General features: G+C 36.4%; 10 protein-coding genes. 1 reads left to right on the top strand and 9 read right to left on the bottom strand.

Features of this window, described 5'->3' with window-relative positions:
• Positions 1-96 precede the first annotated feature (96 nt).
• The 7 genes from BUE24_RS00720 to BUE24_RS00690 form a co-directional block, all read right to left on the bottom strand.
• Entirely contained in the window at positions 97-3,900 is a 3,804-nt protein-coding gene (locus BUE24_RS00720; RefSeq protein ID WP_073312566.1) for an RHS repeat domain-containing protein, read from the bottom strand.
• Between the two features lie 21 nt (positions 3,901-3,921).
• Positions 3,922-9,432 carry a hypothetical protein gene (locus BUE24_RS00715; RefSeq protein WP_073312564.1) on the bottom strand — a complete coding sequence of 1,837 codons (5,511 nt, stop codon included), beginning with the start codon at positions 9,430-9,432 and terminating at the stop codon, positions 3,922-3,924.
• A 74-nt stretch (positions 9,433-9,506) separates the two neighbouring features.
• A complete protein-coding gene (locus BUE24_RS00710) occupies positions 9,507-10,112 on the bottom strand; it encodes a hypothetical protein (RefSeq protein ID WP_073312563.1) in 606 nt (201 codons plus the stop codon).
• Positions 10,112-10,645, bottom strand: a complete 534-nt coding sequence (locus tag BUE24_RS00705; protein ID WP_073312561.1) for an OmpH/Skp family outer membrane protein — start codon at positions 10,643-10,645, stop codon at positions 10,112-10,114. The genes BUE24_RS00710 and BUE24_RS00705 overlap by 1 nt, the downstream gene beginning before the upstream one ends.
• A 22-nt stretch (positions 10,646-10,667) precedes the next feature.
• Positions 10,668-11,924: a hypothetical protein gene (locus tag BUE24_RS00700; protein ID WP_073312559.1), complete on the bottom strand. Its 1,257-nt coding sequence runs from the start codon at positions 11,922-11,924 to the stop codon at positions 10,668-10,670.
• Between the two features lie 10 nt (positions 11,925-11,934).
• Complete coding sequence (locus BUE24_RS00695) at positions 11,935-13,341, bottom strand: hypothetical protein (protein ID WP_073312558.1); 1,407 nt, start codon at positions 13,339-13,341, stop codon at positions 11,935-11,937.
• Between the two features lie 10 nt (positions 13,342-13,351).
• Positions 13,352-14,287, bottom strand: a complete 936-nt coding sequence (locus BUE24_RS00690) for a hypothetical protein (protein ID WP_073312556.1) — start codon at positions 14,285-14,287, stop codon at positions 13,352-13,354.
• A gap of 12 nt (positions 14,288-14,299) precedes the next feature.
• On the opposite strand from BUE24_RS00690, the gene BUE24_RS23785 reads away from it, so the two are divergent.
• On the top strand, positions 14,300-14,494 hold the full coding sequence (locus BUE24_RS23785; protein WP_073312554.1) for a hypothetical protein: 195 nt from the start codon (positions 14,300-14,302) through the stop codon (positions 14,492-14,494).
• A gap of 393 nt (positions 14,495-14,887) precedes the next feature.
• Here BUE24_RS23785 and BUE24_RS00680 read toward each other — a convergent pair whose 3' ends face one another.
• Complete coding sequence (locus BUE24_RS00680) at positions 14,888-15,250, bottom strand: methylglyoxal synthase (RefSeq protein WP_073312552.1); 363 nt, start codon at positions 15,248-15,250, stop codon at positions 14,888-14,890.
• 27 nt (positions 15,251-15,277) lie between these two features.
• Positions 15,278-16,264 carry a 6-phosphofructokinase gene (gene pfkA / locus BUE24_RS00675; RefSeq protein WP_073312550.1) on the bottom strand — a complete coding sequence of 329 codons (987 nt, stop codon included), beginning with the start codon at positions 16,262-16,264 and terminating at the stop codon, positions 15,278-15,280.
• Between the last annotated feature and the right edge of the window lie 2 nt (positions 16,265-16,266).

The raw sequence follows: 16,266 nt of genomic DNA, 5'->3' as shown, positions 1-16,266 counted from the left end.
TTTTGCACGAGATAATACACAAAAATATTATTCCAATTAACAGAAAAGTTTTAAAAAAATTCATTGTCGAATAAAGTTTGATAATCAAATTTGCAGTTACTGTTGAAATCGATTCCAATAATGATCTGATACTGAACCCCATCCGTTACGGATAGCTCTTTTATCATGAACGGAATCCCCAAAAAAAGTAATTTTTTTATACCAAGGATCATGATAATTAGACTCTCCATTCTGTGATTTTCCATACCGAAAGGCATTGTACTCCGCACCAGCTCCTGCCCAATCTAAAGGAACTCCTAGAAGTCTCATTGTTCGCCCCCATAAAAAATTTCCGGCATCTTTTGGATTATAAACGACATTAGCTCCTGCCCAATTTTTATTAAGATATAAAACACCTCTAGGTATATGCTTTTGATAATCAAATATTGCCCCTGCACCACTTGAATTGTAGATTTTTCTTAAATCAGGAAAAAAATCTTTCCCTCCATATATTTCAATTGCCTGATCAACCCTATCATAACCAACGCCATTAAGAAAATCTAAATTTATTCCACTAAGATATTTTTCATCACTTGGGTCCAAGCGAAACCTGGCAATATCTGATTCATCATTAAAGGTAAAATTAGTCCAACCACCATTACCATCTGCATACTGTCCTCTATTACCGAAAAACAAATTATGCCACCACACATCATGATCTATACCTATATAATTACCTTTTTTATCAAATCTAATATTTTTAGCGCCATCCGGATCAACGCCAGTTATTGGATTATTTCCCATTGCCATATATGGTGAATGATATTGTTCAGCAGGATCAGTAGTCAACCATCTTCCTATTCGACTATCCCATAAACGCAATTCAAAAGCCTCTTTACCAGTCTCAGGATCTTTTTCCTGCCCTTGGTATGCATATCGGTAATCTCCTTGCAAGTTACGACCAGGCATTGGCATCCCAAAAGGATAATAATCGGTAGCACTGGTCAGTGCCATGGCTTGACCAGATGCTGTTCTACCCACAACAGCACGTACATTGCCTAAATGATCAGTAAGCTGATACAAATGACTTCCATCACTTTTACGTACTCCTAATCTAGTACTACCATAAATCGTATTCTCTATCATTTGTCCATTACGATAGATCGCCATCGCTGTGCCCGCAGCATCACGCACATAATGTTCAGTATAGGTTAAACTACCGTTAGTAGGATTATATGATTCCTTTTTTACCCTATGGTTTTTATCATTGTAAAAGAACTTTACCAAGGGTTGATTTCCTTGTTTAACCTCGGTCACCAAACCCCTTGGGCTATAAAGATAACTAATATTATCTTGATTATTTTGTATTAATTGCCCGATTTCATTGTACAAATAGTTGTTCCCGTTTTGATCGCCGATATCATCTGCTCCAGATACGTCTCCTGCTGCATCATCCACCCGTAACAACTGATTAGGCTTATTGGTTTTGTAGACATAACTTAATTGATCCATAGCGTTACTGCCACCAACTGTATTTTTGTTTCGATTCAGACTTTGAATATTTCCATTAGCATCATAACTCAAATTATCTACCTTATAATCTCCATTAGCATTCATAACCAAGTTACCAGCATTTACATCATGGACTGTAGAAGATCCAGAAATCTTGGCAGAAACGACACTTCCCGATTTTGCATGAAATCCTGGTTTCAATACAATGGTATTATTAGCAAGGTAGTTTTTACTAGTTCCAGAATTCCATACTGCAGAAGTAGTAATATTTTCATCAGCTGCTGTCCCCGCTTCTCCTTCGTTTATTACTGGCAGACTGCTGTAATCACCCGTAAAATATCCATAGTTAGCGCTTTTTAACCAATTATCTCTACCATAACCATAGCTATAGGCATGTTCCTTTCCTGCCACGGGACTGTAACTAGAGTTCCAACGAATTCCTTTAATATTACCATTATATTGATCTACACCGTAGCTTGCACTTTTTATATTACGTTTAGGTCGATTATAATCATAACTATGGTAATCGATAATCATCCCAAACAAGTCGTTTGTATCGCCCCCAGGGTCATTAGAGCCTGACAAACTAGGGTGATTGATACTTTTTAAGGCGCCTTGCAAATTATAGACATAATCGATTCCTTGTAATCCTTGTGCTAGATTGGTGCGTTTTAAAGCACCTGTCTCATAATATGTATACGACGCGTGTTCGGTAAATGTTGAACCGTTCGTAGAGGTTTCTACTTTGGTTAAACTATAATCTACAGCATCATAGGTATACCTATGGATAAACTGATCTGTCTGTCCTTTTTGATAATACACTTTGGTTACCTGACTGCTTACAGGATCATATTCATAATCTATAGTTTTGATCCCCAATCCCGATATATTTTGTACAATCCATGCCACACGCCCATAGATATCATAGCTATAGTAAGTAGTCGTATTTTCATTCCACGTTTTAGCTACATTCCCAGACAAAAACAAAGGATTTTTGTATCCCGAAGGCAACGCATTATTATCTGTAGTACTGATGGTATCATAAATCGTGTTAAACTGTTCTTTTTTGGTTCCTGATGGTAATGTATTATCAGGATTTGCAGTACCAAATGCTGTACTTAATAAAACACCACTTTCTATAGGCCTTCCTAAATCATCATAATTGGTATACGAAAACTCACCCGCCGTTTTTTGTTTGCTGTTTTGAGAAAATCGTATTTGCCCATCTCTGCGGTACTTAAACCAAGCTTCTCCTTCATCCGGGTTTTTGGTATAGGTTAATTGCCCCAAAGCATCATATTGAAATTCACTTTTTAGTTTTTCTAATGGCTGATAGGAAGCAACTAATCGTCCAGCGTTATCGTACTCATTAAGAGCATAATCATAGTAATTCTCTGAATAATTAACCGTATAGTTGGTTGTGCTACCATCCACAACAACAATTCTATAAAACCCATTAGGAAAACTGCTAAAAGCCGAATTTACTCTTTGCTCTGTAATCAAGTTATATACCTCAAATCGAGCATCATTATTTAAAATTCTTCCTTGATAATCTCTTACTGTAATACCTGTAGTCCCAACAGGAACATGAACATCTACATATCTTTGTTCACCGATACGTACTACAGAAATTCGGGTAGCGGTATTCCCTTCTTCATTTCCACTTCGTGCGGTTGCCAAAGTTTTTCCTTCTGCGTCTGTAAAAACTACATTTTCAACCCCATGCACATCGCGAGATACTGTTTTGATGATATTATAATTTTCTCCATAGTATTTAGTATCATTAAATGCTCCAGCTTGAGCCAACTCTCGACCTGCCGGCATGGAGAAAACATACCCATTCTTCCATTGACCATTAATTCTATTGCCTCCTATAATTTTTAGTGCTTCGCCAGGGTTTAGTTCACTAAATATCGTACGTGAATAGGGGCGCTGTGTTACGTCCTGATATGGTTCTGTAGTATTACTTTGACTGTAGTACCAGCCTAGTGTATTTAGTTGTGCTCCTAATAAAGATGGAGTCTCTGTATTAGAGTCTTCAAAATCGCTAATGCCAAAATTAACATTATTTGTTTTTTTTATAAACCCAGTTTTATAAGTAAAGTCTGTACTTACTCCAATCGGGGCACTAAATGTCTGTAAAGCAGGGCGTCCTTCTCTATCATATAGTACTTCACTGGCCCAGTGCTTACCAGTCTTTACATCAAAAGTCTGAGATTGTGTGGCTTTACCTAAGTTATCGAAAAAATTAACTGAAGCTCCCACAACTCTTCCCGTGATATCATAGCTATTTACTGAAGTCCAATTTATATCCGTATTCGTAACAGACTTAGGAGTAGTTTGAGCCAAACTAACTTCTACAAACCCTAGTAATAACAAAATCGTAGTATATATTTTATTGATTCTCATCTTATCTGTTGTTTAGCTTAATTATTGTTGATTGATTTCTTCTAAAATTGGACCGCCACCGCCACCTGAGCAATTTTGTCGTTGGTGATTACCTGTTTTTGTAGTAGATAATCCAGTGATTTTATCCCTTACGATACAACCATAATATCGTCTACCAAACTCTCCACATTCTGTATACAAACTTCGGGTATTTGATGTGGTCCAAGATCCATAGCTTAAGTTGGAATTATTTGTACTACTTACTGCCCAACGATATTCATAGTCACCACTACCGCTAGAAACATAGGCAGTAATTGTGGTATTAGACACATTAATATCACCTATACCTAAACCTACGGATAAGGTAGGAGGTGGCGGTGGAGTTGTCGTAGTACTTTCACTATAGTTATAGTTTACTTCTTTACTAATTTTGAATCCTCCGGTTACACCAATATCATCAATTGTTTCCACATAAGTTTTTCTTAATCTTCCTACATCATCATATTCATATTTGGTTGCCAAGTTATTACTTCCAATAATATGGGTTAATTCGTCCCAGTCATTATAAACATAGGTCATAATACTAGAATTTGCAGGTAACATTCTAAAATCGTCAAAGTAAATGGTTCCGGATGCTGAAGTAACGTAGGCAGTCAATCCTACAGCAGGAACCTCAAAATAATGATTCAATTGCACCCAATTTCCAGCAGGAATGATTTCGCCATTAAATGGTACATTACCATTACCTATATTAACTCTTGCATTGGTATGATTAATTTTATCAGCCCACACGGAGATTTGATAACGACCGTTTCTATGTGGCCCATATAATTCTACTTTAAATCCTTGTTTGCCAGCCGAAGTTTTGGAAGAATACCTACCTGTATGGAATTTTTCAGAAGAGTGTTGCGCATTTGTGTATACAACACCTTCATAAGTTCCTAAAGTACCTGAATAATACTCGGCACCCGACGCAAACATCTCTGTATACCTTGCATTAGCAGTAGCTAACACCTTAGTATGATCATCACACATTTTGGTGGAAGCATAATTATCATTAATATCCTTTTCCTCGATTGACATAGAGAAATTATCATACCTCGTTATAGTCGAAACGTTCTTCCATTCTGAATTGGTTTGATTACCATCAATATTCCAGTTAAAGCTATCATACTCACCCGTATAATTCTGATAAGTCCCATCAGGATTTACGTTTCCTCCCCAAACATAAGTTTGATACTTCCGCCATACTAATTTATCACTGCTAGGTAAAATTTCTGAATATGTATTATTCAAAATAAAATGATTACGCCATTGGTTTGACCATGTATTGATTTGTGCTGAAATAGGTTTCCAAGATCCGTTGACATCAAGATAAGTGAAGCTAGCTGCTTCTTGTGTTAACATATTTTTATTTGTAATACCATCTATCTTAGAGGCCATACTTCTTAAACCAGTAGAGTATTGTGGTATTGTATACGCAGGAACTGTTTTGGTTTTAAACTTGTTCCCCTTACTATCTTCGGTTGTAGTCTCTAATAATTGTCCAGACACATTATCATGAACATCAAAATTTGTGGTAGAACTAAACCCTCCTTGTATTGTAGTTGTACTCTTAAGAACGGAAGGATATATAGTCCTAGTAGAAGTATTGATCATCCATTCATCCCTAATATTTGAATCATAATCAATCTCCTTGTATGTTTGAAACGATTCCTTAATGACTCCTTGAGTTATCTCTGAAGATGTCGCATAGTTATTTATTGTTTTAGACAACAATTGATCTCTACTATTGAATGTATTCACTTCCAAAATTTGCCCTAAGCGTGCTAAGTTATCTTCAATTTCGAATTTCTGAATATTTACGTCCTTGTTTTGACCTGCATTATAGGTATTGGAGATTGTTTGATCATTTATCTGGAACAAGTCTCCAAATTTTATATTATTTTGTTCTTTTTCACCTAACACTTTGAATTTGTACACCGTTTTCTCCAAATAGCTATTAGTATTAGAATTAATTCCTGACTTAACAGTTACATATTCATACATAGGAGTAGGAGCTGGTAGTTCTGATCCATAACCGATTGGTAGCTCCGTTTTTTCTGGAACCGGTATATAACTTACAACACCTGAGGATTTGTATGAGGAATTTGCTGGATTTTCGTTAGTTCCAGGTCGATTATAAAAATATTGTGTTTTATGGCTGTTAATCCCATCTGAAACACTTAGTTCTTTGACTCGAAGACCTCCCCCTACTTTACCGTCAGGTCTTTTGTTTGAAACTATACTATGCACCAAAGAATATTGATTGCTTCCTCCAGTAACTGTATATGGTCGTGGTTTCCTTTTGTTTTCTCCTAAGGCGCCTGTATTTGTGGTTTTAACTGAGATTGGAGATGCATTCAAAAAAATATCATAGCCTACTCCAGAAGTCCCCATTGCTGAAACTTCGATAACCATGGAGTTATTTGATGCATCCAACGAAATAATTCTAGCTTGTTGGGGCAAGATATTAATGGATGTAATATTAGTTACTAGAGCTATTTTTGCATTTAACCACATGTCAATATAAAAATCCTTCCCGCTCTCAAAATAATCCGCTAGTGCAAAATGAGCGACAGAGTTATCCTGATTATCTACCTCAACTTTAATTTGAATATTTCTAGGAGTTGTATTACTGGTTGGAAATTGTCCCGAAAGAAAAGTGAATTTTAATCCTTTATTAAAAACTCTTCCAGTCTCTGAAGCTGCAAAATCATAATCATCAGGTTCATAAGTAACATTGATACTTCCTCCAGTTGGAGTAGTAATTTTGTGCAATGACCAAGCCCCAGGATCATTTTTATGAAAGCCCCAAAGATCCTTATTATTTTCATTATAACTCAAATTCTTTTGATATTCAAATTTATAAGGTGGAATCATTTGAGTTCCTCCTTTACCTTTAAATGTCAATCCATTTAGCGTTAGTCTCCCACCCGGAGAATTCAGTGAATTCGGCACCAAATCATAGGAATAATGGGATCCAAAATCAATAACCTTGATTGCCTTATTAATAACCGCATCTATATTGTCTTTTACATCAATAATGTTGTCTTGTAGATTATGATCCGATCTAGGTGCACTATTGACTGGTGTTAATGCCATAGCTGGCGTAGAAAAATTAGCGCTATGTGATTTATCCACAGAATCATCTCCGTTTTTTACCAAAACAATTTTCTCCAAACGTAATGGTTTTTGACTAGGAATAGTGAATGTGATTTGATCAAATTGACTAGTACTTGGTTGCACTCCAGAATTAGCGAATTGATGTCTCTCCCATCGTTCACTAGAATTATCAAATCTGATATTTTTTACAAACAAAGCTGTGTGTGTTCTGGTTTTTATTCGATCCAAATAGTATATCTGTTTTCGCCCATAAGTTTTGGTTTTAATATTTGGGTCATCCTCAGAAACGTCATAATCTTCCCCGTAAGGAGTCTTCCAAACACTTGTATTACTCCATTTTCCATAATCAAAACGTACCCAATATCCAAAATCTCCCTCATCTGGATAATTCCTTGTAGAACTCATCTTTACATAATCAGGTCCTGTAATCGCTGTTAACAACCAATGGGTTGCATATGGATCCTGATTAGTCTCAAAATAAGATTCTCTTTCAGGCTTATTACTAATTGCCCCAAAAGTTCTGGTTGTAGTACTAAGATTTAATACCGGCAGAGAGTAATGGTATGTTTTTCCATCTGGAGCTACGATCATAAAACCCCCAATAATATCATTAGTAGAATTAGACAGTCCAGCTATCGGGATGTAAGCTCCATCAGTTGCCAAAGTTCCATCTACAATATCTTTTACATCAAACCCTAATGGTAATAACAACCCATCCTGCGCTGCAGAACCGTCTTCCATCTCACTAATTGTATAATGAGAAACAAAACGTCCATCTTTTTTTCTTGAAGTATATGATGTCCCACTACCATTTTGGTAATAATCATAAATATCGTTATTTGAAGAACTAGAATTAAAATTGGCAGGATTTACAGTTAAAGAAGAAGAATACTGATTGTTAAAATAAAAATAAACCTCAGGAGGGAAACTATAGCTATTTTGAAAACCAGAGTACCTTGATAAGTTATAACTTAATTCGTAAGCACTGTTATTTGATATACTCCTAGGTAAACCTAACAAAGCTCCAGTTCGAGATACCCTAGGAGTCATAGATCCTGAAAGCCCCTGAGCCGACACATTAAATGAATCGAAAGCTGGAAACATCGGATTGTTTTCGTTTAACTCTCTTACCCCATTAGTTAACCCTATTTCATTAACATCCATAAAATATTTCTCTCCATTTACCGGAGTTTCGGATATCAAATTGGCACTCAAACATGAAAACAAGTCTCTTAAAGGATTATCTGCAACTGCACTACAATTACAATCTGATGGTGAATTGACATAAGTAGTAATTGTAGATTGTGTCCCTTGACCATAATTTGAATGGTACCTTATGTTTACAGCACATTCATATTTCAATGCATCTCCAAGATACAACGCCCCACTTACATTACTAGTCTTTGCCGAGTTCAAATACCAACTCACCTTTTGTTTGTTATAGCCGAAAGTAAAAAGCCCTTTTGCCGTAGGTATTCCAATTAAATAAGATTCATTATCGTGGTTTACATTATAATCACCCATAGAAATAGCATTAGCGAATGCGTTTCTAGCACCAATCCCTACACCTAGTACTTTAGTAGAAATAGATGTTCCTTCAGATGAAAAACTGATTCCTACACTGTTAGTCTTACCAGCTATGCTTTTTGAATAACTTAAAGAAAGTGATTGTTCTCCGTTATACCCTTTATATAAATCAATGTCAATTATCCCCAAATTTGAACTTAAGCCTATTCCATTAGATCCTACACTACCTCCAAGATATTGTCCAGTTGAAGAACTATAACCTCCATTCAATGACCCAGAAAACCTACCATTAGCTCCTACTCCAAAACCTAGTCCTAGTCCTATTCGTCCTTCTCCGAGCTTATGCCCAAAATTCACAGAACCTCCAAATGCTTTGTTTGAGCTAAAAGAGAAAGAAGTACCTATAGACCAAGGAACTCCAGCCAAAAAAGTATAAGATACATCTATCGATTGCCTAGTTTCTGATCCTCCAACATCAAAAAAACTTTCTCGTAATTGTCCATTTTTCCAATCATCCGGATATCCATTTACCCCTCTATTAATAGCTCCAGGGTTTACAGACCAACCTAATCCTACCCATGAAGCTTCTTGATCGGTTGCAATACCTGCATGATACGATAGAGATAGTGGATACCCTCCTTCCGGACTTGGCACTGTTAATAATGGTAATACATAAGTCATATCACCCGTTAACAAGCTTACCATATCTGTCGCATCTACTGGTTCAAATGCTCCTGCTTCTGGTGCATTTGGTCCCTGAGCATAAATACTACTGGTTATCAAAACTTGGGTACAAATCAGGACCATAATGGCACACCTGATAATTGAACTAATTTTTAGTACAGCGTCGGTTTTCTTCATCAGATTTTTGTTTTTAGTGCAATGCATGAGGTATGAAGATGATGAATCTCCTCCCCCTACTTCTTTCTTTTTGCTTAGTTGAATTGTATTCTAGGTTCGCTTGCTATTATTTTGGTTGGGATTTTAAACTTCACTTCCCCAGTGTAAAATCCTAAGTCTTCTATACTTAATGTCATAAACTCTTGATTTGTTACCTTTTGTTCTCTTGGGTACACAAAAAGCATTGTGGTGGCTCCACTCATACCATACATCCTCGGATATATATAATCTACCAATAAGACCGTATCCTTTTTGGGTGTATAAAGATGTACCTTCTGTTCCATACCAAAAGCCAGTTCATTGACCATGGCTCCAAAACGCCGCTTATTACCTGCTACATTGCTTAGCAACTCTTGATTATTTTTGGACATGGATACCGTGAAATACATGTATGCTTTATACTTATCTCGAAGACTATCTACAATCTCAGCAGATTTGTGATCACCTAACTCTTGATTCACCAACAAGTCAGTGGGTTTATACAGCACCGAAAAATCAACCCCATTCACGGTCTTAGAGTATACGTACTCATTCTCTGGCTGCTGGATATATAACTGTAATGCTTCTGCGGTATCAAAAGATTTGTTACCACAACCAAAAGCCAAGCACATACATATGATCCCAATTATTGTTCTATACATTATTTTCCTTCGAATTCGGCGTTAAGTTGTTCCAGTACTTCTCCGGTAAGGTCGGCAGAGGATTCTCCGTACATAATGGTACCATTACCGGTAGCTCCAAAAATCACTTTGTATCCATTTGCTTTCCCATATTCTTTTACAAAGTCATTAATGTCATTAATTACCGTTTGCGTCACCTTTTTATCTTCCTCCATTAACTGTTTTTGTACCGCTTGTTGATAGTTATTGATCTGCTGCTGTTTATTCCCCAGTAACTCTTGTTTTAATTCCAATTCTTTTTTGGTCATAGAACTACGTTCTTTTTCATAAGATTTCAGTTCACTTTGCCAATTGGCTACCAGACTATCTACATTCGCTTTCATGGTCTTAGCTTTTTCATCAAATTCCGCTTTCACCACTTTTGTACGTTTATATCCATCCAAAAGCTTATTGACATCTACGTATACCAACTCTGAAGAAGATTGTAAATAGAAAAAAGACGCTACAGAAGCTATTAATGCTATAATTGCGATGGGTAAGGCTAGTTTATTCATATGTATTTACTATTAAGTGTATTTAGTTTTGAGACAACAGATCTTCAATCTTTTTCAACCTGTCTTCCAATTCCTGATTTTTTTTGTTTTGTTCTTGTATTTGTTTTTCCTGGGCGATGGTATACAGGGTCAATTCTTCAATCTTCTCCAAAAGTTTTTTGTTCATCTCCCCCAATTCGATCCCGTTTTCTTCTACTTCTTGAGCAGATGGGATATTTTGCAGGTGTCCTTTTTCTTTGATATGAGTTTCTACTTGTTCTAGTGTTAGTAATTGATACGTATTTTCGAATACATAATCTGGCCAACCTACTAGGTCTATTTTTACTTCTTTGGCATGAACTACACCGTTAACAGAGAGTTTGGAGTCCGGAGTAATCGTACCGATCCCTATGTTACCAGAATGTGTGATACGCATCAAATCTCCGTTGCCATTTTTAAAGTTAAAACCTCTTACACTTGAGTTATTTTCTATGTTTATACCATCGTCATTCACTCCAATATTCAGGTTATATCTGCTCGTATTCGTTCCCGTAAGGAAATTGATGGTTTGATCAGAATTCTTGAGGTTAAAACCTCTAATTTTAGAGTTATTGGCAATATTTACCCCATCATCATTCACCCCAATATTTAATACATATCCGCTCGAATTTGTACCTGTTAAGAAGTTAATCGATTGTCCTCCACTTTTTACAGAAAGTTTGGAATCTGGTGTAGTGGTCCCAATACCAATATCACCGCCATTTTCAATTGAAAGAGCTTCCCTATTTCCTCCGTCAACAAAAGATAGTCTATCTGTACTATTTGTTTTGTTATACTGCATAGTAAAACCATTAGCTGTTGTGCCGTTTCCGGCAAAAAATATTAATGAAGATTTACCTTGAGTGTTTGTATTTAATTTCCCAATAGCAAGAGTTGGATTATTAGAGCTAGTTAGTTGCAAATGATGCTCGGGGTTTGTGGTTCCAATACCTACATTTCCTCCATTAAATAGTATTTTGTCAGTCCCATTTTCTACATTGATATTAAAAGAAGAAAGATCTGCTCCCAATCCCATCCATGTCTTTCGCGTACCACCGTTATCCATCCAATTGGTATATAACCAAGTATTATCTGAAGTTTGAAAAGTAACCATACCATCAAGTGAAGATTTAATATGTAACGGAGAAAATGGATTTGTTGTACCGATCCCAATATTTCCGGTATTTCCTATTTGATTTTCCTGGGCATGCATCCCAATATTTATTGATAGTAGTGTAATAATTACAATCAGTTTTCTCATCTTTCCTTTATTATTGTTTTATCAATTTTGCTACAATTTCTTTTAGTTCTTCTATTTCCTTTTGCTGTTGGATAGTATACAACGTAAGCTGCTCGATCTTTTCCAGCAATTTTTTATTCATCTCCCCAAGTTCAATCCCATTTTCTGCGACCTCTTGAGCAGATGGGATGTTTTGTAAGTGTCCTTTTTCTTTGATATGAGTTTCTATCTGATCTAGTGTAGGTAATTGGTACGTATTTTCGAATACGTAATCTGGCCAACCTATTAGATCTACTTTTACTTCCTTAGCATGTATATTGCCGTTTACGGCTAGTTTGGAATCTGGTGTAGTGGTTCCTATTCCAACCATTCCGTTTTTCGTTATGGCAAGTTCAGGAGTATGAACAGCTTGTCCATTTCCATCTCTGATAAGATTTTTTTGACTGATGTAAAAATCAGGAGTAAGTGCTCCACCATTGTATAATAATCCTGTATGCCAAGTGTAATTGTTATTTTCACCAAAAGAAACAACTGCAGCGTCTTTTCCTTGTGTCCCCCGGTCTATTTTAAGAATAGCACTTCCTCTGGTGTTGAAATTATTCACCAAAGCATCTCCTCTTACTTCAAGTTTTGCAGATGGTGAAATTGTTCCGATACCTACATCTCCATTTTGATCTATTGTAAATTCTGGGGTATGCACCGCTTGTCCATTTCCATCAACAATAGCATTATTTTGACTAATATAAAAGTTAGGTGAAGGGTTTCCTCCGTAATACAATAATCCGGTATGCCAAATACTACTATCATTTTGTCCAAATGAAATCACAGCTGCATCTTTGCCTTCTGTTCCGCGCTCTAACTTAAGTTTTACACTACCGCGGGTATTTCTCGAACTGATCAGAGCGGTTCCAATCACTTCCAGCTTTTCTTTGGGATCGGTCATTCCTATCCCAACATTTCCACCGTTAAAAAGTATTTTATTAGTCCCGTTTTCTACATTAATATTAAAAGAAGATAGATCTGCTCCTAACCCCATCCATGTCTTTCGAGTACCGGTATTATCCATCCAATTGGTATATAGCCATGTGTTATCTTCTGTCTGAAAAGTAACTACTCCATCTAGGGATGACTTAACATGCAAGGGAGTAAATGGATTCGTTGTACCAATACCAATATTTCCTCCATTCATAATGCGAAGTAGGTTTTTATCTCCTACACCTTGAATCATAAAACCATTATCAGCACCAACTCCATCTCCACCAATCCTGATTCTGGCGATATTATTTTGCCAGGATAATATACTTACTGCCGAAGTGTTTTGAGGATTCTGTACAATTACATTCCCCGAAGTAGTATTATCTCCAGATGAATTCCACTGTTGCGCTATACCCCCACTACTTGAAAGCAGTATCAAACCAATTACAATTATTTTTTTCATGTTTGCCTAGTTATTGTTGCAATAATTTTTCTAGTTTATTTTCTAAACTTCTAATCCGCTTTTCTTGGTCATTAAGTTCCTTTTCCTGAGCAATGGTATACAAAGTAAGCTCCTCTATCTTTTCCAATAATTTTTTATTCATCTCCCCCAATTCAATACCGTTTTCGGCAACTTCTTGAGCCGATGGTATGTTTTGCAGATGTCCTTTTTCTTTGATATGTGTTTCTACTTGATTTAATGTTGGTAATTCATAGGTATTTTCGAATACGTAATCCGGCCAACCTACCAAATCTACTTTTACTTCTTTGGCATGTATATTACCATTTACAGCAAGTTTTGCGTCTGGTGTGGTTGTACCTATTCCAACACTACCATTATTAATGGTGAGATTATCTCCTCCACCATCCCAATCATAAAATCGTAACTGTCTAAAAGCTATTCTATGAAAGCCATTTTGTGATTCAAACCTAATTTCATCATTACTATATCCTCCATCTAACCTTAAATTTCCTCTAACCTGCAATTTATCCTGTGGATCCGTTGTTCCAATTCCTACATTTCCATTCCCCTTTACAATCATTAATGAATTTGAAGAATTGTTTGTTCGAAACTCTATGTTTTCGGTAATATTTCGGGTTTCTAAAAAAAGATTGGTTCCATAACTCCTTAATTTGTTTCCGTTGGAGTCATAATCAAAATGCAAGAAATTATTTGTGTTCCCTAAACTATGAAACTGAACCCTACCTCTTACGTCGAATTCGATTCCTGGATTTGAAGTACCTATCCCTACATTCCCATTAGTATTTACTTTAAAAAATGTAGATCCAAAATCGTTTTTACCAAATTCAAATCCTCTGGCATCACTAATACGAAAACCATAGGTAGTTGCCTCTGTATTTGACCCCCATGTTTGATCGCTAAAAAATCCCCAACTCCGGATAACCATCCTGATTGTAGTATGGGTCTGTTATATCCTTTTTCTGTAAGTCTGAATACAAAATCTGTATCGATATCCATTATTCTTCCTGAAGCAGGATTAATTACTACCTGCGCTGATGCAATCGAAGAATATAAAAATATTAAACATCCAATTAGCATTGATTTTCGAATGAGTGTATTATTCATCTATACCTTAGTTTATAAAATGATGTAAATGTTTTGCCTTTAATTATCGTTTAACTTTTATTTATGTAACAACCGTTAACTTTGTTACCCTGTTTTTTCATTTTTTTTTAGTTTTCCTACAAAAAAATAAAAATCAATGGTCAAAGTCTGAATACATAATAGTGTTAAACTATAACTACTTTCCTTCTATTTTGGGGAGTTCAAGAAGAAGCTGCAAATATAAAAAAGCTGAAGACATTAAATCACGGATATCGAAGACTGTTAATAATTTACAAATGAAGCTAGCTATCTACAAACGATATCTTACTGAATATGAGATCATTTAAACAACAAACATCATTAATCTTGTAGATAACTTTACTTTGTGAAGGATGATTTCCCCCTGAAAGAAAGGTATTTAAATAAAAAGTGAATCCAGATACTACAATCCTTTGAGTAGCAACTCGGCAGTAGCAGGATTTGTAGCTAGTGGTACATTATACACATCACACAGTCGCATCAGCATAAAAATATCCGGTTCATGTGGGTGTTTTGCTAATGGGTCTCTGAAGAAAATCACCATATCCACTTTTTTCTCGGCAACATCTGAAGCAATTTGCGCATCCCCTCCCAACGGCCCTGAAAGATATGGAGATACTTCAAAACCCGCCCTTTTGGCCTTTTCTCCAGTGGTACCGGTAGATACGAGTTTAATATTTTTGTCGCTTAGTACGTTCTGGTGTTCGTTAAGAAACTGCACCATTTCTGCTTTTTTGCCATCGTGGGCTATAATTGCAATTGTCATCATAAGGTATAGAATAAAAACAGAAAATTAGGTAGACAGAATATCTGAAATGCGCAGTAATTCCTTATTGATTTCATGTTCGCTGGAGAGTCCTTCGTCAAAACTGGTAGCGGTTACCTTATTATCGATGAGTCCAACCATTACATTTTTTTCACCATCCAACAATAATTCTACCGCTTTTACGCATAGTCGACTTGCCAAAGTGCGGTCAAAACAACTTGGTGACCCTCCTCTTTGCATATGGCCTAATACTGTAACCCGGACATCATAATCCGGTAGATTTTCGGTTACATAATCCGCTAGTTCGTATACGTTTTTTCCGATCTTATCTCCTTCACTTACTACAACAATACTTGAGGATTTTCCAGAACGTTTACTTCTTTTCAAAGATTCTAACAATCGGTCCAAACCAAGATCTTCCTCCGGGATTAAAATCTCTTCGGCTCCTGCTCCTACACCACTGTTTAAAGCAATAAAACCAGCATCACGCCCCATCACCTCAATAAAAAACAGTCGATCATGAGAACTGGCAGTATCACGAATCTTATCAATAGCATCGATCACTGTATTTAAAGCCGTATCATAACCAATGGTATAATTTGTTCCTGAAATATCATTATCGATAGTCCCTGGCACACCGATTACAGGAATATCAAATTCTTCACTAAAAATTTGCCCTCCTCTGAAAGTTCCATCACCACCGATCAGTACCATAGCATCTATACCTAGCTTCTTAAGGTGATCCATTGCTTTTTTTCTTCCTTCTTTGGTTCGAAATTCTTCGGACCTGGCCGATTTTAAAATGGTTCCACCTTGGCTTATGATATTACGTACACTACGAGCGTTCATTTCGCAATAATCGCCCTCGATCATTCCTTGATACCCTCTATAAAACCCAATACATTTTACGTTGTAATACGCACAAGCTCGTGCTACTGCACGGATCGCTGCATTCATTCCAGGAGCGTCTCCTCCAGAGGTCATCACCCCAATCGTTCTGATCTCTTTTGCCATTT

Origin of the sequence: Aquimarina spongiae (assembly GCF_900141785.1) — a bacterium.
Lineage (GTDB): Bacteria > Bacteroidota > Bacteroidia > Flavobacteriales > Flavobacteriaceae > Aquimarina > Aquimarina spongiae.
Note: the sequence above shows the minus strand (reverse complement) of the source record. Positions and strands in the feature narration are given on the sequence as shown.